The organism is Streptomyces sp. NRRL S-350 (assembly GCF_000719705.1).
In the GTDB taxonomy this organism is placed as follows: Bacteria; Actinomycetota; Actinomycetes; order Streptomycetales; family Streptomycetaceae; genus Kitasatospora.
In genome coordinates, this window is the sequence record NZ_JOHO01000013.1 from 134,437 (window position 1) to 154,183 (window position 19,747).

Here is a 19,747-nt window from a genome sequence, read left to right on the forward strand (position 1 = left end):
GCCGCTCCCGGCCCGCCCGAAAAATGGCCAGCGGATGCGGATGGTCGTGGGAGAAGATGCTCGACATGTCGAACGCGTGGACCGCCCCCGACACCGGCTGGTACCGACTCGCCCCTGGAAAGGTGCCGGAGTATCTGGGCAAGCAGCTTCCTGATCCCGCAGCACAAGGCCAGTGGACGGTCGTTCCGCTGAACGCCTCGCCTCTGGCCGGGCCCCGCCCGGTCACCATGATCGGCGAAACGACGGCGAGCGTCATGCACTTCCAGCGCGGCGATATGACCATGAACAGCGGCGGAACGCTGCGGGGGACGCCAGCGCCCGCGCTCACGGTCCCATGGCGGCCATGATGCGACCCCAGAGCTGACCGCCGCGAGACCTCACCCGTCTCCGACGCACGATCCGGCGGAGTTCTGCCCGGGCGCTCACAGCGAACGCTCCGCTGCCCGTACGCTCTTCCCATGAGCGGCGGTGAGGCCTTCGACCACTTGAACGACGTCCTGCGGGTCGCTCTCGCGGACCGTGACATCCACACCAGCGAGAAGCGAGGCGAGCGCCTCAGGGTGACCGTGGCCACCGTCGAGCGTGGCCTGACGTTCCTGGCCCGTCCCCTGCTACGGGTTCCCGGTGCCCTGCTGGACGAGCAGGTCGTCGGGTACCACGAGTGGCCGCTGACCCTGCTCGGGCACATCGCCGCCGGGCAGTGCCGGGCGAAACCGCCCTACAACCGCCTGAAGCCCTCCAGCGTCCGGTACATCATGGACGGCCTGGCGGACCTGAACAGGGCAGCCGGGAACCGCCCGTACTGGTGGGAGGCCAAGGGCATGCGGCCGTGGGCCGGCCACACCAAGAACCCGGTCGCTCCGCTGGAGCACGTCGTCCTGCGCCGCGAGTTGAGCGAGCCCGGCCCCCAGCGCTGGGAGCCGTACCGGCTGCGCCTGCTCGCCGCCGTCGAGTTGCTGTGGGACACCGGGACGACGCCCAGCGGCCTGGTCGCCGCCAACGTGGACGACTTGTCCGCTGACTTCTCGCGCATTCGACTCGCGTGGACCGCGCCAGGGCGGCACACCGAGCGGGTGGAGCAGGAGTGCCTGCTGCACCCGAACACGACGGCCGCGTTGAAGATGTGGCTTCCGGTGCGAGACCAGGTCGTACAGGACACGCTTCGCCAGGGCCTGGAGGGCTCCCGGGCGCTGTTCATCACCCTGCGGCACACTACGGGCGCGCAGAAGGACGGATCGCCTCGGCAGGTCCCGCCCGGCGTCAGGATCCTGCGCACCGGCCTGGACACCGCTTGGCTGTCGTGGATCCGGAGAGCGAACAGCCACCACGCCGGGGAAGCCGGATGGCCGATCGCCACCGACTTCTACCGGGTCGCCCGGGGAGACGGCCCTACATAGCAAAATCTTTGACAAAGGCGGCGCGAGGCACTAAAAATGGGTGCCGGCCACCCGTCACTCCACGAGGACTCGACATGACGCTGCCTCTGCTCGAAACGCTGCCGACCCGAGACCCTCGCATGGTGCGCGACAACAGCCCCTACCGCCGGCTGGCCCAGGAAGTCCTCAAGGCCCACGCCGAGAAGAACACCGACCAGCTCGAAGCCCTTCTCAAGGCCTACACCCTGATGGTGCATCCCCTGCCGAGCAGCCGCACCAAGGCCGTGACCATCGTCCGCCAGGAACTCGCCGACAGTGACACGTTCTGGAACACCCCGCCCCTGGAGCGCTACGACCTCATCCCCGCCGACGCCCGCGGAGACGGAGGCCGGTACATGACCCTGCGAGGAGTCTGCCTCCTCGACGCGCAGCGCTCCGAGTACGGACCGGACGGCAAGCGCTGGAACAACCGGACCTTCAGTGAGCGGTTCGGTGTATCGCGCGGCCGCATCGACCAGCTGCTCCAGGCCGCCAAGAAGGCCGCCGACTACGATCTGACCCTGGTCGAAAACTGCTGCTCCCCGGCGCCGGGGGACCCGATCGTCGGCTTCACCACCCGCGGCAACGACGTCTCGGTGCACCGCGCCGACTGCGTCAACGTCGAGGCACTGAGCCAGCAGCCCGAGCGGCGGATGATCGACGTCGAGTGGGCGGCCACCGAGCCCTCGGTAGTCGTGGTGGACGCCAAGAGCTGACACCAGCCCCCGACTAACCTCTACCGCTTCCCAGTAGCTGATCCGGCTTGGGAAGGCGACAGGCAGCCTCGGCGCTCCTATTAGTGCAACACGGCATCGGACAATGCGTTGCACTAGGGGTGGCGAGTGCTTCAGGCGCCGGCCAGGTGAACAGCCCAGGCTGCGGCGGCTTCACCCGACCAGGCGGCCGCGCTGGTGCTGTGCCCGCAGGAGCAGGTGATGGTGTGGTTCCCGCGGCCGCCGCGCTGGGTGGGGTAGTGGTCGCTCAGGTGGCGGCCGTAGGGCTGGTGGTTGTCGCAGACACGGCCGACGTTGGCGTACGACATCCAGTAGCCCGTGATGGTCCCGGAGGGGTCGTAGTCACGGCTGCAGTCCGGGTGGAGGCACGTCTCGCGGGACAGGTACTTGGTCGGCAGGCGGCGGGAGATGTGCTCGTGGGCGAGCTTGGCCCATTGGGCGTCCGCCACCGGGTGGTGATGGTCTGCTGGCCGCGGCGGCATGTCGGGCATCCCCGCGAGCGTCCGCAGGGTGCGCAGGTCGTTGACGTGCATCGGGATCTGACGGTGGTTGTTGTTCCAGTCACTGTCGAAGAGCATCTGCAGGTTCACTTCGTCGCGGGCGCCGTAGTAGGCGTACAGCTCGGCGGGCTCGTCGCCGGGGGTCGCGGTGAACCAGGCGGTCAGGTCGTCGCGAATCTGCTCGGGGGTCTTCACGTCCGGGTGCGCGAGGTCGAGTTCGCCTGCGCGGGTGGGCAGGTGAGGCCAGACGTTGTCGCGTAGCCAGGGGTGGGCGCGGGCGGCGTCCTGGTCCATGGCCGCGTTCACGGCGAAGTACGTGTTGCCGGAGCCGTCGGTGATGGCGAGTTCGAGCAGTCCCCCGATGGTCCGGCGGTCGGGGTGGTACTCGGTGTCGAGGTAGGTGTGTCGGGTCACTGGTGGGGCTCCTGAAACTGGGGGTGTGGTTTGCCGGGAGATTTCAGTACGATGTCTGCGTCTGGGTTGTCCTTCCGCACAGTTGGTGCGGGCGGGGCAGCCCTTTTTGCTTGGCTGACGACAGTCTAGCCGTATTCAATTGCGCGCGCATTCGAATAGCTGTAGCGTCGGGATCATCAGCAACCGAGCGCGTCAGTACTTAGATGCGCGCGCAATTGAATAGGAGGACACTGGCGTGAGAACGCGCACCGCGCGTCCGCCCACCGTCCCGAGCGGTGGGCGTCCGCCCAGCAAAGGACACCCCACGATGGCCACCCGATCCACGACCAAGGCCAGCGGTCTCGGCCACCGCCTGCTCGCCGCCGCGACGTTCCTCAAGGAACTGGGAACCCCGGAGGCGGCCGAGCATGCCGCTGCCGTCGCTGAGGCGGCCGCACGGGAAAGCCGTGTCCGTTCACGGCCTGACAACCCGACCCTGACCCTGTACGTCCACACGGACACGTGGAAGCAGGCGCAGGAGGACGCCACCCCCGACCATCCGGTCACGGCTGAGGTCGATGAGGGTCTGCAGCTCTTCCTCGCAGGCGAGTTCATTCCGGAGCGGCCGGTGCGTGCGAAGCGCGGCACCTCCGCCAAGGAGACCGTCACCGTTCGCAGCACCACGGAACGCCGCGACCAGGTCGCCAACTACGCGCAGGCCGAGGCCAGCGAACGCGGCTGGGAACCGACCGTGAACCAGGTCGCCGCCGCGTGGCTGGAGCACCGCTACCCGCCGCGCTGATGTCCAGGCGGGCGGCAGGTTCCCGGAAGCCGACACTGGGCTGCCCCCGCCTCCATGAGCCCCCTTTCGTCTTGGAGTACCCCCAAGTGCCACCGAAGATCAAATCCCGCAAGCCAACCGGCATCGTGCCCTTCCCTCTGATCCTCATCGAGGGTGATGAGGGAGCCGGGAAGACGTACAGCGCGATCGAGTTCAGCGCCTCCGACAAGGTCGGCCAGATGTATGTGCTCGATCTCGCCGAAGGCTCGGCCGACGAGTACGGGGCGATTCCCGGTGCCCGGTTCGAGGTGATCGAGCATGACGGTTCCTACCTGGACATCGCCGAACAGGTCGAGGCGGTCAAGGCCGAGGCCCGCCGCGTTGCTGAGGCCGGCGAGAAGCCGGTCGTCCTCGCCATCGACTCCGGGACGGCCCTGTGGCGGATGCTCTCGGACTGGGCCTACGAGCGTGCCCGCCGAACCGACAACAACCGGGCGAAGCTGGAGCGCAACCCGGACGCGAACGTCGACGTGACGCGGAACCTGTGGAACGACTCCACCAACCGGTGGTACCGCGTCATCCACGCACTTCAGACCTTTCCCGGTATCGCGATCATCCTGGCCAGGGGCAAGGACATCTCCGCGACGGACGAGAACGGCCAGCCGCTGCTCGACGAGCGGCGCCGCGTCGTGCGGGAGTGGAAGGTCGCGGCCCAGAAGGACCTCGGGTTCGACTCCACCGTCTGGATTCGGATGCGCCGCGACCAGGACCCGCAGCTGATCAAGGCCCGCACACTTCGCTTCCGCGTCGAAAGCGGCAAGCCCATGCCGTTGCCTGGGTTCTCCATCGAACGCCTGGTGTTCGATCTCCTGGGGTGCTCGGCCGAGAGTCAGCCCCGGAACATGCCGGCGCTCACCGGGGACCGCACCGGGCCGTGGATGGCGCGTATCGCGGCGGCCCTGGACCGCGACGCGTGCGTGAAGCTCTGGAAGGAGCTCGACGCCGGGCCCGCTACCGGGCTGAGCGAGACCGAGTGGAAGACCGTGCGCCTGGCCGTCCAGGAACGGGTCCGACAGCTTGCCGCACCCGCCGCCGACATCGATGGCACTCCTGACGACGATGCCAGTCGTCTGCGGGCGGCAGCGGAAGCACAGCAGGCGGAGGCCGACGCCGAATTCACCGGCCAGGAAGCGGCGTAGGCGCCCCCTGACCGCCGTGGTGGGCAGCCCGGGCGGGCTGCCCACCAGCTTCCGTCCCCACGAATCAGCGCACCCGCGAACGCGGGACCGCGTGCCTACCGGGAAGTGCTCACCCATGTCCGCCCCTCCTGCGCCGTCCCCCTCGATCTGGATAGCGGCCGATGCCGTCGACCGTGCTCGACCACGATCCAAGCAGCGGCAGCTCGGTGCCTCGGACACGGTGTGCGAACGCCGTGCCGCATACGTCTATCACGGGTGGCCCCGCACCGATCACGTCATCAGCCGGGCCGCCATCCTCGGCACGTACATCCACGAAGGCCTGACTACCGCCGCGAAGCGGGAGTTCGGGTGGCTGGTGGAGAAGCGCGTCGCCGACGAAGAGATCCGGGGCACCATCGACATCGTCCAGTTAGACCAGGCGACAGCCCGGCGACTGCCCCGCCGGCTCCGACCGAAAGTCCCCGCCGACGTCAACACCGTCGAGGACATCAAGACGAAGACCGTCCGACGCTGGGACCGGGTGCTCCGGTATGGCGCGACCGATGCCGAGCTTCGTCAAGTCCATACCTACGCCCGTGTCCTACGCACCCATGGCTTCCTGGCGGTGGACGGGCAGCGGGCCCTGGCCCGGCTCGGGCCGATCCCCGTCGAGAGGATCCGGATTCGGTTCATCGACCGGGACTCCGGCGAGGAGCACGTCCAGGAGATCCCGTACGACCCGCAGCGTGCGGAGGAGGCCCGCTGGTGGCTCCAGCGCATCACCGAGACGAAGTCACCCGAAGACGCCCGTAGGGACTTCTACGGCCCCGGGATCGACACGGTGTGCGACTTCTGCCCCTTCGCAACCGCTTGCTGGGGCGCTCCGGCAGCCGGTCGTCCCGTGCAGGCGAACATCGTGCGCACGGACGCCGACGTGGCGCAGAAGCTCGCGGACTACACCGCCGCGCACGAGCAGTGGTCCGCCGCCAACCGCATCAAGAAGTTCGTCCGCAAGGCAGTCGACGCCACCCCCGAGGGCCAGTACGGCGCGCACCTGCTGGAATGGCGCAGCCCCGAAAGCGCCCAGGAGGAGCCCGACTTCCGGCAGATCATCGAGCTGTACGACGACCTGCAGGTGCCGATCCCGACCGTCCCGGACAAGGAGCGGATGGTCAAGGCGCTGATCACTGCCGGCATTGCCGTTCCCATGCGGAAGATCAAGAAAGCGGCGTCCCGCGCAATCAGCGTCTCCACCGCTGCCAAGTAGGGGTCGAGCGGCCCGTGCCATGTCCGGCCGGGCCGCTCGACCTGCCGCAAGGAACTCGAGCACGACGAAAGAGCCAGTTGCCAAGACAGGGGGAGCCAGTGGCAGGGCAGCGAGGGCAGCCAGCCCGTATCCAGCCGAAGCAGTACACGCGTCTGATCGTCGTGCTGCGTGACAGCCCGACGATCGCGGCCGCGGCGGCCGCGATGAAGGTCGATCCCAGCACCATCTACCGGCTTTTGAAGCGCGAGCCCGTTCTCGCGCAGATGGCTGCTGCGGCACGGGCGATCGCCGCTGGCGACAAGCCCACTCCGCAGCGGGAGATCTGCGGTACCGAGTCCCGGTACGTGCTGGAGGGCTGCCGCTGCACCGACTGCACCGAGGCCGCCACGTTGGCGCGCGCGAAGCGCCGCCAGAACCTGGCTGCCGTCTACGACTCCGTCGTCCCGATGCCGATTCGGCGGGAGGACGCTGCCTGAAGGGGGGAGCAATCTTGACGTCCATCTATCACGACGCCGCTGTTGTCCGAGCTGGCCGTGCGGCAGGCCCGGCTGACACCCCGGTCTGCCAGTGCTGCCCGCGCCGGCTGAAGCGCGAGGAGCTGAGCGCTGGTCGCGGAGTCTGCTGGCTCTGCGAGGACCGGATCGCGAGCGGGCTGCAGGAGATCCGCACGCTGTGGCCGCGGCTCAGCGAGGTGGTGCACCAGGGCGCAGCGCCCCGGGAGGAGGGCATGCCCAAGCCGCCCAGCGGGCCGGACGGGTCTACCGCGCCCGGCAACCTGGAGGCTTATGACCTGCTGGCCGGAGGAGTCACCGGTCCGCTTCTGGCCCGTGAGGACGAGTGGCGGGCAGAGCTGCGCCGCCACGATCCTCGGTGGCCGTTGACGCCTCATCGCGGCGGTCAGGATCAGACGGTGGCTGGGGTGCTGGAGTTCCTCGGCGCCAACCTGCGCTGGGCCTGTGGCGGCGGGTACAGCGACGTGGACGATCTCGACACCGACGTGCGCCTGCTGGTGCGGCGGATGACCGCCGTGGTCAACAACGACCGCCGGCGGCCATGCACCCTGAAGGCGCCGTGTCCGCTGCCGTCCCGCACCGACCCGTCCGGCACGTGCGGCGGGGAGCTGGTGTACGAGCCGGTTCCGGAGGCTGTGATCCGCTGCGGGCTGTGCAAGCAGCGGATCGGCTACCAGTACTGGACCGACCTGGTCGACGCCGCCGGTCTTCTGGCCGCCTGACGAAGGGAACGTGTTGGTGATGTTCAAGGGTGGGCGAGAGCCGACAGCCGAAGAGACCGCCCGTCAGATCGGCGTCAACCTGATGGACCTGGCGGTGGTCCTGGCTCCGTTCTTCGACGTGGCTGACGGCATCAAGCGGGAGATGCTCGGCCGCGGCTGGTCGTCAGCCGCAGCCGAGGCTGCTGCCCTGGAATGGCTGCTGGGCATGCTGCGCCGCATGACGGCCGAGGCCGGACGTCAATGACGCTCCGGACGACGCTGTCCAGGCATCCGCCCTGGTGACGGCCCTTTCGCTGGCCAAGCGGAAGCGGTGGTCGCCATTCCTATTAGTGCGACGCGAGTGCCGGTCCCGGTCTAGAGTGAGCCGGGCGGGTCGTTGGCTACGTCCGGTAACAAGGGGGTACGCTACAGCCTTGGCGTCTTTGCCCTGACGGGCAGTGACATGACCTCGCCTCAAAAATCGAACTGGGGCCTTCCCGGTCTCGCGCGGCGTCGGAACCGCGTGTGCGAGTGGGAGACCCCAGGTGCAGTAGCGCCCGTTCGTGGAAGTCCGGGCCTTCTGCCGACGACACACAACCCGTCTTAGAGGAAGCGCAGTGCCGCAGGCCGATGATAGCGGGCGCCTGCCCGCATCCACTACCCCGACCCGCCTTGCCGCCGTCGAGCATCCCGCTCCGGCGCCGCATGGCGGGTCGTCGTGTTCCCGGACCGGATCTGGTCAGGGTGGTTCTCCCGAGAAGGCAGAGAGTATGAGGTAAGCCGCACGTAGGCAGCCCTCCGGGCCGCCAGGCCGGCCGAGATGTTCCACCATCTCAAGGCCAGCCGCAATGTCACCCCGCCGGGTCGAGTACCAGCTCTTCCCTGCGGACTTCACCCCCGAAGGCCTCCGGTTTCCAGGCCACCGGCCGACGGGGTTCACACCCAGAGCACCGAGACGGGGCTCTGTCGCGCCCTCTTCAGGAAGGAGGCGCACCATCATGGTGCCTTACCACGCCCCTGTTCGCCAATCCACCGAGAATGCAAGCGCGTCGAAGTCCACCCGGAAGTGGTCGCCTGCCCGGACTGAGACCATCACCGGCACCACGTCCCGGCGGACTACCCCGGCCCGGTGGTGGCGCGACGTTCAGATCGCCTACCAGGCCGGACTCATCCCCGGGGCGACAGCCACCACGCTGACTGTCGCTCAGGACCTCGTTCCCCGCATGGACTGGACCACTGGTCGGGTCCGCTACTGCTGGGCCGGTGTGATGAACCGCACAGGCCTATCCCGGACCGCCGTCGCCACCCACATCCGCCACCTACGCGCCGCCGGCTGGCTTGCCTGGGCCGAGCACGGCAGCCACTTCAACTCCAAGCGGGCCCGCGGCCAGGAGGGATACGCAGCGACGGCGACGGTGTACGCCGCCGTGGTCCCTCCACTGTTCGACCAGCACGTCGGAAACCGGATCGAGGGCACGGGGTACACCGCCCGGGTCATCGGGGTGACCGAGCGGGGCCGCCAGGAGCGCATCGACCGGGTTCAGCAGGACGCGGCGGCAAAGGCGTCGCGTACCCCTTCCTTGAGGGTGGTTAAGGAAGAGGGTCAGGTTCAGGTAAGTGATGGGTTTTCAACTACCACGCACGCGCGGCCGACGAAAAGCAAGCCCCGGAGGACGATTCTCGGAGCAACGGTCACCCGGGCCATGGCCGACCGCGCCGAGCGGGCTGCCCGGTACATCCGGCCACTGGTGACCTGGTGCCAGACTGCGAGCCTTCGGCAGCTGTCATGGACACTGCTCGACCTGGTCGCCCGAGGCTGGGACGAGATCCGCATCCTGGTGTGGGTCCGCGAGCAGGCGAAGACCGCTCGCGGAGGGGTGATCTGGCGGCCCGACCGGCCGCACCGCTACCTGGCCGCGTGTCTTCACCTGGAGCGCATCCTGGAGGCGGAAGCAGCCCAGCGCGCTGCCGAAGCCGAGAACCGCGCCGCTCCGGACACCAACCCGGAGTGGATGGCCTGGCTCGACACCCGGTCTGCGGCGGCCAAGGTGCCCCCACCGGACATTCAGCCGGAACCGGACCTGACAGTTGACGGGCTCACCCTGGAGGAGATCAACGACCTGCGCACCCAGGCCCGGGGAGAACTCGCAGCAGGCCGAGGGGAACTGGTGCGGGTCATGGTCGAGGCCCACGGTCTGGACGTCGCCCGCCGACTGCTCGGTCAGGTCGTAGACCCGGCACTACGCCTCTCCTGGGTGTCCCGGCGGACCCGACTGGCGGTGGTGGCATGAGGGACCACGCGCCGGTCGGACCCGACCTTGCCCGGATAGCACTCGCCCAGGCCCGGGAAGCCGCTCGGCAGCGAACATTCGCACCCAAGCGAGCCGAGCCCAAGACGCCGAAAAGGGCGGCTGCCCACTCCGGAGGCCGTGAGCCAGCGGCCTTCGCCGCAGTGCTCGAGCGCCTGGTGGAGGAGGCAGGCTGGAAGCGCGGCGCCTCCGCCGGCAGCATCCTCGACCAGTGGCCCGGGCTCGTCGGTCCGGACCGCGCGAAGAACTGGCGCGCTGTCGGGTACGACCCGAGCGCCAAAGTCCTGACCATCAGCGCAACGAGCGCAGCCTGGTCCACGGCGCTGCGCTTGGAGCAGGCCCGTCTCCTCGCGCTCCTGGAGCAACGGTTCCCCGGGACCGTCGGCAGCATCCGGGTGCGCACCGGCACTACCCACCCGGCAGAGCCCGAGCCGGTCGACCAGCACCGGCCTGTGTCCGCGGGGCGCCCAACGCTCAAGGGCTGGAGCGGGCAGCCGCCCGGGGTTGAGTACTGCGCTGTGCGACAGCAGCTGCGTACCGCGAAGAACAGCCCCGAGGACAGCGAGGCGGTCAATCCGTTCCTGCCCGTGGGGTACGGCCGGCTGGGACGCGAACCGGAGGACCGGTTCCTGCCCGGCCGCGATCTGGCCCGTGCTGTGGCCGAAGCCCAGCAGTTCTCCTCTGCTCGGCGCTCGCTCGAATCCCACTACCGCGCACTTGCCACCGCACGTCAGCAACGAAGGGAGCAACCAACGTGAACGACACCGGGTCAGCCGCCAGCGCCCCGCGGGCTTGCCTGCTCCACCACGACGTCCATCCGATGACCAGCGTGTGCTGGGAGGCGGTGTCCGCCTGGGTCGGCAGCGAGAAGACCCGCTACCCGCACCGCACCGTCTGGGAACTCCAGGACGCTTACGAACTCACGTTCGAGCGCTCCCTACTCGATCAGCTCGTTAACACCTGAACCCCCGAGGAGACTTCCGTGGCAACGATCGCTTCCGGCCTGTCTGCACGCCAGCTTCAGGCTCTGCAGCAGACCACCCTTCTTGCCCGGCGCGCGCGGGCCGCCTCACCCGGCCACATGGATCGAGCTGGCGTTGACCAGCTGTTTCTCGAGCCCCACTACATCGACGGGCTGCCGTACCACGAAACCCGGGGCTTGACGGGCCCTTTTGACGACTGGGACTGACCTCTGAATTCCGCAACAACACATCGGACAGGATCAAGAGTTCAAGGGCCGAGCAACTTCGGTCATCAGTGGCGGAGAACCGCCGCCGTCGTGACAGAGGCTGACGAAGTGTCTAGAATCCCCGGCTGGGAGTACGCCTCCCAACTACCTCGCTACCCCCGCCAGATGGCGGGGGTAGAGGGGGCTCATACCCCCCTTGCTGCACTGTCAATCCTTGTCGGCAACACGGTGTCAGTGCAGGAGGGGGGAAATGACAATGGCCATAAGAGACTCTTAAATCCTGGCCGTGCACTAGCGCCTTCGAGGGGTTTTTGAAACCCTTTGCCTGCCGGACCCACGATCGGAGCCCTCTGCATGTCCCCGAGTGCCGCGTTGACCGACGACGTACCCGAGCATCGGTCACCCCGTCTCGCTCCCGTGGTGAACCTCGCGTCCTGGCAGGCCCGGTCGGCGTCCGCCGCTGCCGCCGATGAGGCAGTCTCCCAAGCACGCGAACACTGGACCAGGGTTCTCACCACAGCCGGTCTGAGCTGGTCAGCTCCCAGCTCGGTGAGCCAGGTCGTCACCGTCGTCGCCGAAGAACTGGAACGCCTCGTCGGCGGCCTGCACGCGATACGCGAAGGCGGCGGGCCTCTCGGCTTGCCCCCCAACCCCGACGCCGGTCTCGACCTCACCGGCGCCCTGGCGGTCCTGGAACTGCTGAAGGACCTCGAGGACGTGGCCAAGGCCCGCTAGTCCAGGTGCTGCTCCCGGCTGGTAGCCCACCAGTAGATGACCTGATCGCGGGTCGGGACCGTCTGGAACTCACCGAGCTCGGCGAGTCTCCGTCGGAGCGCGCCCAGTGCCTGCTTGACTCGGCTCACCGAGACGGACAACTCCCGCGCGATGACCTCGTAGGTGCGGCCGGCGACCAGTGAGCGCAGGATCGACCGTTCCTGCTGCGTGGTCACCGGCCCGGTCCCCTGGTCGTCGCTGCGGTCGGCCTGCCATGGCTCGGCGCGGTCCCAGGCGAGATTGAAGACCTCGACGATGAACGCCACCATCGCCGGGGCGGTCACGATCCAGGCCGGCGCCGAGCCCTTCTCCGGCGGCGTGTGGAAGCTGGGGATGAACGCGGTGGACTCATCGATGACGATGAGGCGGGTAAATGGCGCGGCCAGCAGGCGGACCTGGGCGCCGAGGCCGGTCATGTAGTCCACCCACTCCCGGGTAGCGGTCCCGTCCGATCCCGGGGCGATCGCGCTGGAGTGGTAGAGCGTGCGCATGGCGACGCCGCGGCGGATCGCCTTGCTGTCCCGTTCCCAGGAGTACGCCAGCTTCTTCGGGGAGCGGGCCCCGCCGGGCTGTGCGGTCAGAAGGCTATGGCTGGCGCCCTCGATCTTCTCATCAATGGCGTAGTTCACGTTGCAGCCGTAGACGTACTCGATGCCGTTGGTCGAGGTGCAGCCTTCCCTGGACAGGCTCCCCATGAGGATGTGGAGACCGCGAACCTTGTCCAAGGTCTCCTGCAGGGTGTCCAGGGCCGTGGCCGTCGCGCGACGTTCGAACACCTCCAGCGGTACTGCGGTGTACCGACCTGGCTCGACGCTCGCCGGCACCAGCAGGCCCAGTGTGAGCAGAAGGTCCAGGTATGGGCTGTCGTCCGGGATGCGCTCGTGGCGAAGGGCGCGCTGCCAGAGGACAAGCGCAGGTCGCGGCAAGGCGCCTGACGTCAGGGCAGCCGCTGCGGCCGCCGCTTTGTCCGATTCTTCAGTATTCAACGATGTACCTTCGGACACCGGACGGACGTGCACCAACGCTCCCCTTGATCGGCATATGCGGTCAGGGCGAACCTTAGTGCGGATGATCATCCAATTGCACTCAAACCAACGGCCTAGTACCGGCCACCGAATCCCATCCACCGATCCGAGAGACCCGATGTACCTCACAACCAACCTCCGCCGCGCCGCCGTAGCCGTCCTGCTGCCCGTCCTGGCAGCCCTCGCCCTGTACAGCACCTACGCCACCACCCGAGCCAGCGCAGCCGACTCCACCTGGGGCCACGGTGACCAGGACACCGCGGTCGTCGCGGACTCCACCTGGGGCGTGATCGCGCCACCTCCGGTTGGCGATCAGACCGGTCGGACCGGCCAGGACCAGAACCCGGACACCCCGGACGACTCCACCTGGGGCTGAACTGATTCGTGGGCTGAGCTCGTCTGAGGGCTCGAGCCCAGAGTGCGGGGGCGGGTGCCAATAAACGGGGGGAACAGAGAAATGCGCCACCAGCAGGCCCGGACGAACGCTGCTCACCGGGTCGCAGAAGACAACCACTGGATCACAGCCGGCTCTACGAGGGCGGGCGCGGTGGTGACAGGGGACCGGCCCGCGGCCGGCCCAGAGGTTCCGCTGAACCTGCGCGTGTATGAGGTCGCCGAGCTTCTTGACCGTGAGCTGGCGGAGTTCGCGCAGCGCCACGCCTCCGGACCTGCCCCGATCGGGCGCAAGAACTTGGCGGCGTACGCCTACTCCATCGCCCAGCAGGCCGACGCCAGCGCCCGAAGCGAGTACGAAGTGCTGCAGATGGCCTCGAACCTTCGCGCCGCGATGGAGACCGGGGATGCCGACCAGGCGGTGGGGAAGCTCACCTGCCCCGGTTGCCTCTGCTGGTCACTGATCAGCGCGCGCATCCGCGGCCAGTGGCACTGCGTCTGCCTCAACCTGCGGTGTGCACCGACTCCTGACGCGCCGCGCAGCTGGGCGCTCGCGGACGTCGCCCGGCACAACCTCGGCGCAGCCTCGTGACCGCCCGGACGAGGCCGGCCTGCCCGACCCGTCGTTACCTGTCTGGTCGGCCCCGAGATCTGGTCACGTGGGCGCAGGCCGCTGAGGCCATCGCGCAGTCGCCTCATCCGATGTCGGAGCGCAACCTGCGTCGGCTGTACCGGATGTACGGAGGGTGCGTGTACCGGCTGGTCGGCGTCCGCGGTGAGCTGGTGAGCAGGACCGCGGTGTTCGAGTGGCACCGCAACTACTGGAGAGGCTGGTCGCAGGCCCCGGCGCGACCCCCCGCGCGCCGTTAGTAGATCCGCGCACGAATGCCCTGGACAGGCCACCTGACCAGGGCATTCGTGTTTCCGCCACCCCTCTACTCAATTGCGCGCGCATTTGAGCAGAGCTAGGATTGGTAGTGCCGAAAAGGACTCGTTGCGGGGCCCTTCGACATGCGCCGTCGAGGGCCCCGCAACGGCACACCAATCCCCGCGGAGCCCCCGTGAGCACTGTCCGTGATCCACCCATGCCCCAAACCGGCCGCAGCCCAGGATGCCGCCGCGTGCCGTGGGACACCCTCGACGCCGAGCAACAGCACCTCGTCACAACGGTCCTGGACCTTCTAGGAACCGCCAACGGCCTCACCGAGGACGAAGCCCCCGTCACCGCGCCGCCGGCCAGGGCCACGCTCAGCACGCTGGCGGCCGCCGTCGCCGGTCTCACCGTCACCTCCGGAGCAGAGCTCGCCCAGTGCTACGACTGCACCGACCTGGTCGACGGATACGACACCAACGTGACCAACGGCGGAGTCATCATCTGCGACGACTGCCACCACCTCCGGAACGCCGCCGACCCGGACTTCTGGAGGCCCGATACCACCCGCTACGACGACTGATGCCCAACAGCCAGCCGCCAGCCGCGCGCCCCGCTCGGGTCTGCACCCGCCACGAGCCGCACCACAAACCCGCGAAGCCGGTCCCCTGCCGACTTCCCCGATCCCGTCCTGCAACCGGACGGTCCCCACCTAGGAGACGCCCTTGCTTGAACAATCCGCGGCCGACCCCGCGAGCCGTCCTCTCTTCGAGTGCACGGTCTTCGGCACGCCCGCCCCCCAGGGCAGCAAGTCACCGAAGGGCCTTCGACGTACCAAGAAGGGCAACCTGGTCTCGAACCTGGTCGAGTCAAGCAAGCTGGTCGGTCCCTGGCGCGACGCCGTCAAGGCCGCCGCGATCCGGACCAGACTTGCCCTACCGACCTGGCGAACCCTGGACGGTCCCCTCGTCGCGGAGATGCACTTCACCCTCCCCCGCCCCAAGAGCGCCCCCGCCTCGCGCACCCGCCCCGACCGCTACCCCGACCTCAGTAAGCTCGTTCGCTCAACCGAAGACGCCCTGACATCCGCTCAGATCTGGCGCGACGACGCCCGCGTGGTCGAGTACGAGGCTCTGGCCAAGCACTACGTCGGCAGCAAGGACCCCCGCGCCCTGGCACGACCCGGCGTGATCATCCGTATCTGGAGTCCACGTGACCCGCACCACCAACCTGCTTGCCGCGACGCATCTGCGGCATCTCACTGACACGGGGAGCAGCCCGGCTGGCATCCGTGACCTCGCCGGTCTGAACCAGCCCACCTACCGGGCGGCCTGGCGCAACCGCCCCGTTCCCCCGCTCGTCCACACGCGCGTCCTCGCCCTGCCGCTGCCCGCATCGCTCGAGATCGCCGCTGAGAAGCCCAGCTTGGGTACGCGCCGCCGACTGCGGGCGCTGGTGCATCAAGGCTTCCCGCCGACGTTCCTCGCCGGGGAGCTCGACTGGCCGGCCGACCACCTGCAGACCCACCTGCGTGCCCACAGCGCCCGGCACACTGTCCATCGTCACGCCCAGGTCCGGGCTCTGTACGACCAGCTCTGGGACCAAGAGCCAACCCACCACGGCGTGTCCGTCGACCAGGCCGAGGCGGCCCAGCAACTGGCTCAGGAGCAGCGGTGGCCCGGCCCGCTGCACTGGGACGACGCGATGATCGAGCAGCCCGTCGGGCATTCGAGGCTCACCTCCACAGGACAGCTGCACCCGCCACCTGACATGGCGGCCGTCATCCGTGCCTTCGATGGTGAACCGATCGCCCTGCGCGCAGCTGACCGCAGCGCAGCGATCGTCCGAGCACACCTCCAGCAGCGTCTGGACGCCGTCACCATCGGCAAAGCCCTCGGTCTGAAGCCCGACAGCGTCAAACGAACCTGGGACCGCGCCAAGAAGCGTGCGGTCAAGCACAACGAGCCCTGGGCGCCGTTGATCCCCTACCTCGCCGAGGCCGCCATCGACGTCGCGAACAGCAACCGCCAGGTCGACCTCGTCCGCACCATCCACTACACCCGCCCCGTCATCCGTACCGCTGCCTAAGGAGCCGCCCCCGTGGCTGGAGAAACGCTCATAACCCTGACCGGCAACCTTGTCGACGACCCCGAGCTGCGCTTCACCCCCTCGGGGGCTGCGGTCGCGAAGTTCCGGATCGCCTCCACCCCCCGCACCTTCGACCGCCAGACCAACGAATGGCAGGACGGCGAGAGCCTCTTCCTCACCTGCAACGTCTGGCGCCAGTCGGCCGAGAACGTGGCCGAGTCCCTGCAGCGCGGTATGCGCGTCATCGTTCAGGGCTTCCTCAAGCAGCGCTCCTACGAGACCAAGGAAGGCGAGAAGCGCAGCGTCTTCGAAGTCGAGGTCCAGGACGTCGGGCCCTCTTTGCGAGGTGCGACGGCCAAGGTGACGCGCTCGCAGCGATCCGAGCGCAGCAGCACGAACGGGTGGCAGCAGAGCCGCGGCGGTGGGGAAAGCCGGGGCCCGTCGCAGCCCAACCCGTGGACCACACAGGGGCCAGTGGGCGATCCGTGGGGCAGCGACACGCAGGGCGGCCTCAACGAGGAGCCACCGTTCTGATAAGCGTGCGGGGCGTACGGTCAGGGCCCGGGCGCCCCGGGGCCCTGACCGGCGAAGGCCCCACTGTACGACCGGTCCCAGCGCGTCCATGCTGCCAGCCGTTCTCGCGGGCTAAGCCAGGTCCCTGATGGGCGATCAGCCCTGACGTTGTCCTTGCTTCTCGGTAGGGTGGCTGAGCAGGCACAAGGCCCGTACAGAGCGCGGGAGTCACTACCTTCCGCGGTCCGTACGGGCCGTTGTGCTTGCTGCTGCGGAACCTACTCGCCGGGCTCCAGGTCCGGGAACCCGAGAGCGTCCACGACGGCTTCGTAGTCGAGGGCCGGGGCCGAAGAGTCGGCGCTGATCGACACCGGGCACTGCTTGGAGTACTGAGCCGCCGCTACGCCGCTGTACCGGACGTACGGGAGGATCTTGCCGGGGTTGTCCAGCTCCACCTTCTCCACGGTCTCGTGGTACTCCTTGGCGCTGTGCGAGGGCGTGGGAGTCGCGCACAGCAGGATGTTGTGCACGGTCGGATTGGCGGGCGCACCGCGACCGACGTTGTCGTCGCGCATCTTCTCCAACGCCTTGTAGAGCTTCTTGAGCGCGCCAGCCTCCTTGCCGGTCACCAGAAGCGGCGGGATCACCTCGTCCTCCTCCTCCATGGCGATCATCGACGTGACGGTGACGCCCTGGTAGTTGGCTGGCAGGTCGAGGAGCCAGATCTCGTTGTCGTCAGCGGTGAGCTTGCCGTCCTCGTAGGCCGCCGTGAGGTCCGCGAACCAGTAGAACTTCTGGCGCTGCGTGGCGAAGATGGTGTCGGCGTCGATCAGCTCCGGGTCGCCCGGGACGACGTACAGGTTCGGGATCTCCCGGAAGCAGTCCTCCGACGTGCCCAGCGCGACGCGGAAGCGCCCCGGGAGCAGGGTCTCCTCGAGAGTCGCCCTCTTGTTGATCAGGTCCCAGACGGTCTTGCTGCCGGGCTTACGCTGCTCCTCGCCCTGGCACAGGGTCTCGGAGGCGTTGCTCTGCGCGTCGAGGTCGAAGACGACGACCTTGTAGCCGCGCAAGGCCAGGATGCAGGCGATGGCGACGGTGCTCGTCGTCTTCGCCGTGCCGCCGGCCGCGAGAAGGAACGCGATGATCAGCGGGTGCAGGCGGTCGTTGGGCCGCAGGCGCTTGCGGATCTCCTGCATGGGGAGGAGCTTCGTGCTCACAAGGACTCCTGGTCGGTCAGTTCCGCCTCGTCACGGGCCGCTTCGCTCAGGGCAACTCCCAGACGCGTCAGCGATTCCCGCTCCCAAGCGGTCTCGGGTACATAGCCAGCTGCGGTGATCAGGAACTGCACGTGAGCTGCGTCGTGCGCGTCCCAGTTCGGCCGACGACGGTCGGCTGCGCGGCCCTCGCCGGTAGCAAGAGCAGTGGCGAGAGAGGCATGGTGAATGAGGTCAGCGGATTTGGAGGACAGTACCGCCTCGAAGTAGCTTTCGGGATCCTTCACGCTGATCCCGGCCTGCCCGGCCTTCTGCAGCCAGTCGTGGGCGCGAACCCGGGCGGCCTGGTTGGTGCCACCGAGCAGAGCCCTCGAGATCACCCCGTCGACGCCCTCCAAGGTGTAGGCGTGGGGATCGCTGAGCAGCGAGATGCAAGCCTGCTCACGGTCTGCCGAGGCGACCCGTCGCTCCAGCGCCCGCTTCCCTTCCGCCTTCTCAGCCCGGCTCTGAACGGGAGCGGCCGGGGCCGGCCGGGGCTGGGCGGGAGCAGCCGAGGCCTCCGCAGCGGCGGGCGCGGCAGCGGCGCTCTCCCGAGGCTCCGCAGGCGTTGACACAACAGCGGGCTCCGCCGCCGGAGGCGCTGCCGCAACGGCCTCGGAAGCAGTCTCAGCTTCCGCCTCGTCCACTTCCGTCGGCCGTTCGACCTCGACCTCGGGCTTGGCGGCCTCGAGTGACTCTTCCTCTTCCGCACCGCGCTGGTGTCCGAGCAAGACGTGCCGCATCGCATCGTCCAGCGTCATGTCCTTTCCCCGGACCAGCTCCCAGGCCTGGACGGCCTGTTCCTTGTCCTCGAACCCCAGCAGCTTGCGTGCGTCGGAGTAGCCCAGCTCCTTCTTGGCCATGGCCTGCTGGAGCTCCTGCGGGAGCTTGAGAAGGTCCAGGCGCTTCTGCACCGTGCTGTGGCTCTTGATGTTGAGCCGGCGGGCGATCTCTCGGACGGACATGCCCTCGAACAGGCCGAACTGCAGCGCCTCCTCGTACTCGGTGGGTTGCTTGCGGTGCCAGTTCTCCTTGATCAGCTCTTCGCGGATGGTCGGGGCCAGGTCATCGCGCAGTACCGCGCGGATGCGCCGCAGGCCGGCCAGGAAGTGAGAACGCCAACGCCGCTCACCGAAGCCCAGCACGTACTTCTGCGTGATGCTCTCCGCAGCTTCCGGATAGAACCTTGCGAACTCCTCTCGATGCATCACCGACACGGGCTCCAGCAGACCGGCCGGCTGCTTGAGGCTCTCCGCGATTTCCTCGAGGTCGCCCATATCGCGGAGGTTGTACGGGTTCGGTGCGATCTGGTCCAGCGGGATGTTGAGGATGTCCCAGTCGCGGTCCGGTACGTCGGTCACCTTGGGACCGCTATCGGCAGCCGGCTGCTCAGCGACGGTGGGTGGCGCCGAGCCTGCGCCGCCGCCTTCTGCATCCTTCGATGCCGAAGCAGTTGACGGCTTGAGGTTCCGTCCGGGCTTGTCCACCTTGATCGCCACGGTTCTCCTCTCGTTTGTCGGGATGTGTCGGGTCTGAGGCTATCGGCCGCGATGCCGGCCAGTTTCACCTGACGTCCCCGACTGGGCCGCGTTTCCCCGGGAAACACCAGGCTCGTCCACCGGCTCGGCAGGTACTCCGCTGGCGCCAAGGGTCAATCCGCCGTTCACAGGAGGACCTGTTCGCGTGCCTGCCGCACCGTCGATCGCCACTGCGTCAAGCCCCGCGGAACGCCCTTGGGGCCAGGCCCGCCGCGCCGGCCACCGCTCGGCGTAGGTAGCCAGGTCCCTGAACCTGAGCTGGCGCGGGTCGTTTTCGGCGCGGGTGCTGCGGGTGGGGGGTGGGTCTTGGGGG

At 68.4% G+C, this 19,747-nt stretch carries 25 protein-coding genes; 21 read left to right on the forward strand and 4 right to left on the reverse strand.

The window, feature by feature from the left end; genetic code table 11:
* Window positions 1–56 precede the first annotated feature (56 nt).
* The 3 genes from IF30_RS0115925 to IF30_RS49330 all read left to right on the forward strand — a co-directional run bounded on the left by IF30_RS0115925 (window position 57) and on the right by IF30_RS49330 (window position 2,131).
* Window positions 57–347, forward strand: coding sequence for a hypothetical protein (locus IF30_RS0115925; RefSeq protein WP_030237985.1), 291 nt, complete (start codon window positions 57–59; stop codon window positions 345–347).
* Window positions 348–458: 111 nt separating this feature from the next.
* On the forward strand, window positions 459–1,397 hold the full coding sequence (locus tag IF30_RS0115930; protein ID WP_030237986.1) for a hypothetical protein: 939 nt from the start codon (window positions 459–461) through the stop codon (window positions 1,395–1,397).
* Window positions 1,398–1,471: 74 nt separating this feature from the next.
* Window positions 1,472–2,131, forward strand: a complete 660-nt coding sequence (locus IF30_RS49330; protein ID WP_158835168.1) for a hypothetical protein — start codon at window positions 1,472–1,474, stop codon at window positions 2,129–2,131.
* A 131-nt stretch (window positions 2,132–2,262) separates the two neighbouring features.
* Here the strand turns inward: IF30_RS49330 and IF30_RS43650 are convergent, their stop codons facing one another.
* Complete coding sequence (locus tag IF30_RS43650; protein ID WP_051710373.1) at window positions 2,263–3,063, reverse strand: hypothetical protein; 801 nt, start codon at window positions 3,061–3,063, stop codon at window positions 2,263–2,265.
* A gap of 307 nt (window positions 3,064–3,370) precedes the next feature.
* Between IF30_RS43650 and IF30_RS0115945 the strand changes: the two genes are divergently transcribed.
* From IF30_RS0115945 to IF30_RS47895, 11 genes are all read left to right on the forward strand, one after another.
* The gene (locus tag IF30_RS0115945) at window positions 3,371–3,844 is read left to right on the forward strand and encodes a hypothetical protein (protein ID WP_030237993.1); all 474 of its coding nucleotides are present in this window, start codon (window positions 3,371–3,373) and stop codon (window positions 3,842–3,844) included.
* Window positions 3,845–3,930: 86 nt separating this feature from the next.
* On the forward strand, window positions 3,931–5,022 hold the full coding sequence (locus IF30_RS0115950) for an AAA family ATPase (protein ID WP_051710376.1): 1,092 nt from the start codon (window positions 3,931–3,933) through the stop codon (window positions 5,020–5,022).
* A 115-nt stretch (window positions 5,023–5,137) separates the two neighbouring features.
* On the forward strand, window positions 5,138–6,268 hold the full coding sequence (locus IF30_RS0115955) for a hypothetical protein (RefSeq protein ID WP_030237998.1): 1,131 nt from the start codon (window positions 5,138–5,140) through the stop codon (window positions 6,266–6,268).
* 98 nt (window positions 6,269–6,366) lie between these two features.
* Complete coding sequence (locus tag IF30_RS0115960) at window positions 6,367–6,744, forward strand: hypothetical protein (RefSeq protein WP_030238001.1); 378 nt, start codon at window positions 6,367–6,369, stop codon at window positions 6,742–6,744.
* Between the two features lie 14 nt (window positions 6,745–6,758).
* Window positions 6,759–7,502 (forward strand): hypothetical protein, encoded by a 744-nt coding sequence (locus IF30_RS44580; protein WP_234322714.1) that lies wholly within the window; start codon window positions 6,759–6,761, stop codon window positions 7,500–7,502.
* A 19-nt stretch (window positions 7,503–7,521) separates the two neighbouring features.
* Entirely contained in the window at window positions 7,522–7,746 is a 225-nt protein-coding gene (locus tag IF30_RS0115970) for a hypothetical protein (RefSeq protein ID WP_030238007.1), read from the forward strand.
* A 733-nt stretch (window positions 7,747–8,479) separates the two neighbouring features.
* Window positions 8,480–9,772 carry a hypothetical protein gene (locus IF30_RS0115975; protein ID WP_051710382.1) on the forward strand — a complete coding sequence of 431 codons (1,293 nt, stop codon included), beginning with the start codon at window positions 8,480–8,482 and terminating at the stop codon, window positions 9,770–9,772.
* A gap of 161 nt (window positions 9,773–9,933) precedes the next feature.
* The gene (locus IF30_RS43660) at window positions 9,934–10,548 is read left to right on the forward strand and encodes a DciA family protein (protein ID WP_051710384.1); all 615 of its coding nucleotides are present in this window, start codon (window positions 9,934–9,936) and stop codon (window positions 10,546–10,548) included.
* Entirely contained in the window at window positions 10,545–10,754 is a 210-nt protein-coding gene (locus IF30_RS0115985; protein ID WP_030238011.1) for a hypothetical protein, read from the forward strand. Before IF30_RS43660 ends, IF30_RS0115985 begins: the two co-directional genes overlap by 4 nt.
* An 18-nt stretch (window positions 10,755–10,772) precedes the next feature.
* Window positions 10,773–10,979, forward strand: a complete 207-nt coding sequence (locus tag IF30_RS0115990; RefSeq protein WP_030238013.1) for a hypothetical protein — start codon at window positions 10,773–10,775, stop codon at window positions 10,977–10,979.
* Between the two features lie 420 nt (window positions 10,980–11,399).
* A complete protein-coding gene (locus IF30_RS47895) occupies window positions 11,400–11,714 on the forward strand; it encodes a hypothetical protein (RefSeq protein ID WP_158835171.1) in 315 nt (104 codons plus the stop codon).
* Here the strand turns inward: IF30_RS47895 and IF30_RS0116000 are convergent.
* Window positions 11,711–12,739 carry a hypothetical protein gene (locus tag IF30_RS0116000; RefSeq protein ID WP_158835174.1) on the reverse strand — a complete coding sequence of 343 codons (1,029 nt, stop codon included), beginning with the start codon at window positions 12,737–12,739 and terminating at the stop codon, window positions 11,711–11,713. The two genes, IF30_RS47895 and IF30_RS0116000, sit on opposite strands and share 4 nt — an antisense overlap.
* 157 nt (window positions 12,740–12,896) lie before the next feature.
* On the opposite strand from IF30_RS0116000, the gene IF30_RS0116005 reads away from it, so the two are divergent.
* The 7 genes from IF30_RS0116005 (at window position 12,897) to IF30_RS0116030 (ending at window position 16,664) form a co-directional block, all read left to right on the forward strand.
* Window positions 12,897–13,154 carry a hypothetical protein gene (locus IF30_RS0116005; RefSeq protein WP_030238021.1) on the forward strand — a complete coding sequence of 86 codons (258 nt, stop codon included), beginning with the start codon at window positions 12,897–12,899 and terminating at the stop codon, window positions 13,152–13,154.
* Between the two features lie 81 nt (window positions 13,155–13,235).
* Window positions 13,236–13,763: a hypothetical protein gene (locus tag IF30_RS43665; RefSeq protein WP_051710386.1), complete on the forward strand. Its 528-nt coding sequence runs from the start codon at window positions 13,236–13,238 to the stop codon at window positions 13,761–13,763.
* Between the two features lie 110 nt (window positions 13,764–13,873).
* On the forward strand, window positions 13,874–14,041 hold the full coding sequence (locus IF30_RS47900) for a hypothetical protein (protein ID WP_158835177.1): 168 nt from the start codon (window positions 13,874–13,876) through the stop codon (window positions 14,039–14,041).
* Window positions 14,042–14,292: 251 nt separating this feature from the next.
* Window positions 14,293–14,625 (forward strand): hypothetical protein, encoded by a 333-nt coding sequence (locus IF30_RS0116020; protein WP_030238026.1) that lies wholly within the window; start codon window positions 14,293–14,295, stop codon window positions 14,623–14,625.
* Between the two features lie 142 nt (window positions 14,626–14,767).
* Complete coding sequence (locus IF30_RS45275; RefSeq protein ID WP_078891414.1) at window positions 14,768–15,307, forward strand: RusA family crossover junction endodeoxyribonuclease; 540 nt, start codon at window positions 14,768–14,770, stop codon at window positions 15,305–15,307.
* Complete coding sequence (locus tag IF30_RS0116025) at window positions 15,255–16,130, forward strand: hypothetical protein (protein ID WP_030238029.1); 876 nt, start codon at window positions 15,255–15,257, stop codon at window positions 16,128–16,130. Before IF30_RS45275 ends, IF30_RS0116025 begins: the two co-directional genes overlap by 53 nt.
* 12 nt (window positions 16,131–16,142) lie before the next feature.
* Complete coding sequence (locus IF30_RS0116030) at window positions 16,143–16,664, forward strand: single-stranded DNA-binding protein (RefSeq protein ID WP_030238032.1); 522 nt, start codon at window positions 16,143–16,145, stop codon at window positions 16,662–16,664.
* A 257-nt stretch (window positions 16,665–16,921) separates the two neighbouring features.
* Here IF30_RS0116030 and IF30_RS0116035 read toward each other — a convergent pair whose 3' ends face one another.
* Complete coding sequence (locus IF30_RS0116035; protein ID WP_051710388.1) at window positions 16,922–17,860, reverse strand: ParA family protein; 939 nt, start codon at window positions 17,858–17,860, stop codon at window positions 16,922–16,924.
* The gene (locus IF30_RS0116040; protein ID WP_078891415.1) at window positions 17,857–19,395 is read right to left on the reverse strand and encodes a ParB/RepB/Spo0J family partition protein; all 1,539 of its coding nucleotides are present in this window, start codon (window positions 19,393–19,395) and stop codon (window positions 17,857–17,859) included. Before IF30_RS0116040 ends, IF30_RS0116035 begins: the two co-directional genes overlap by 4 nt.
* Window positions 19,396–19,747 lie beyond the last annotated feature (352 nt).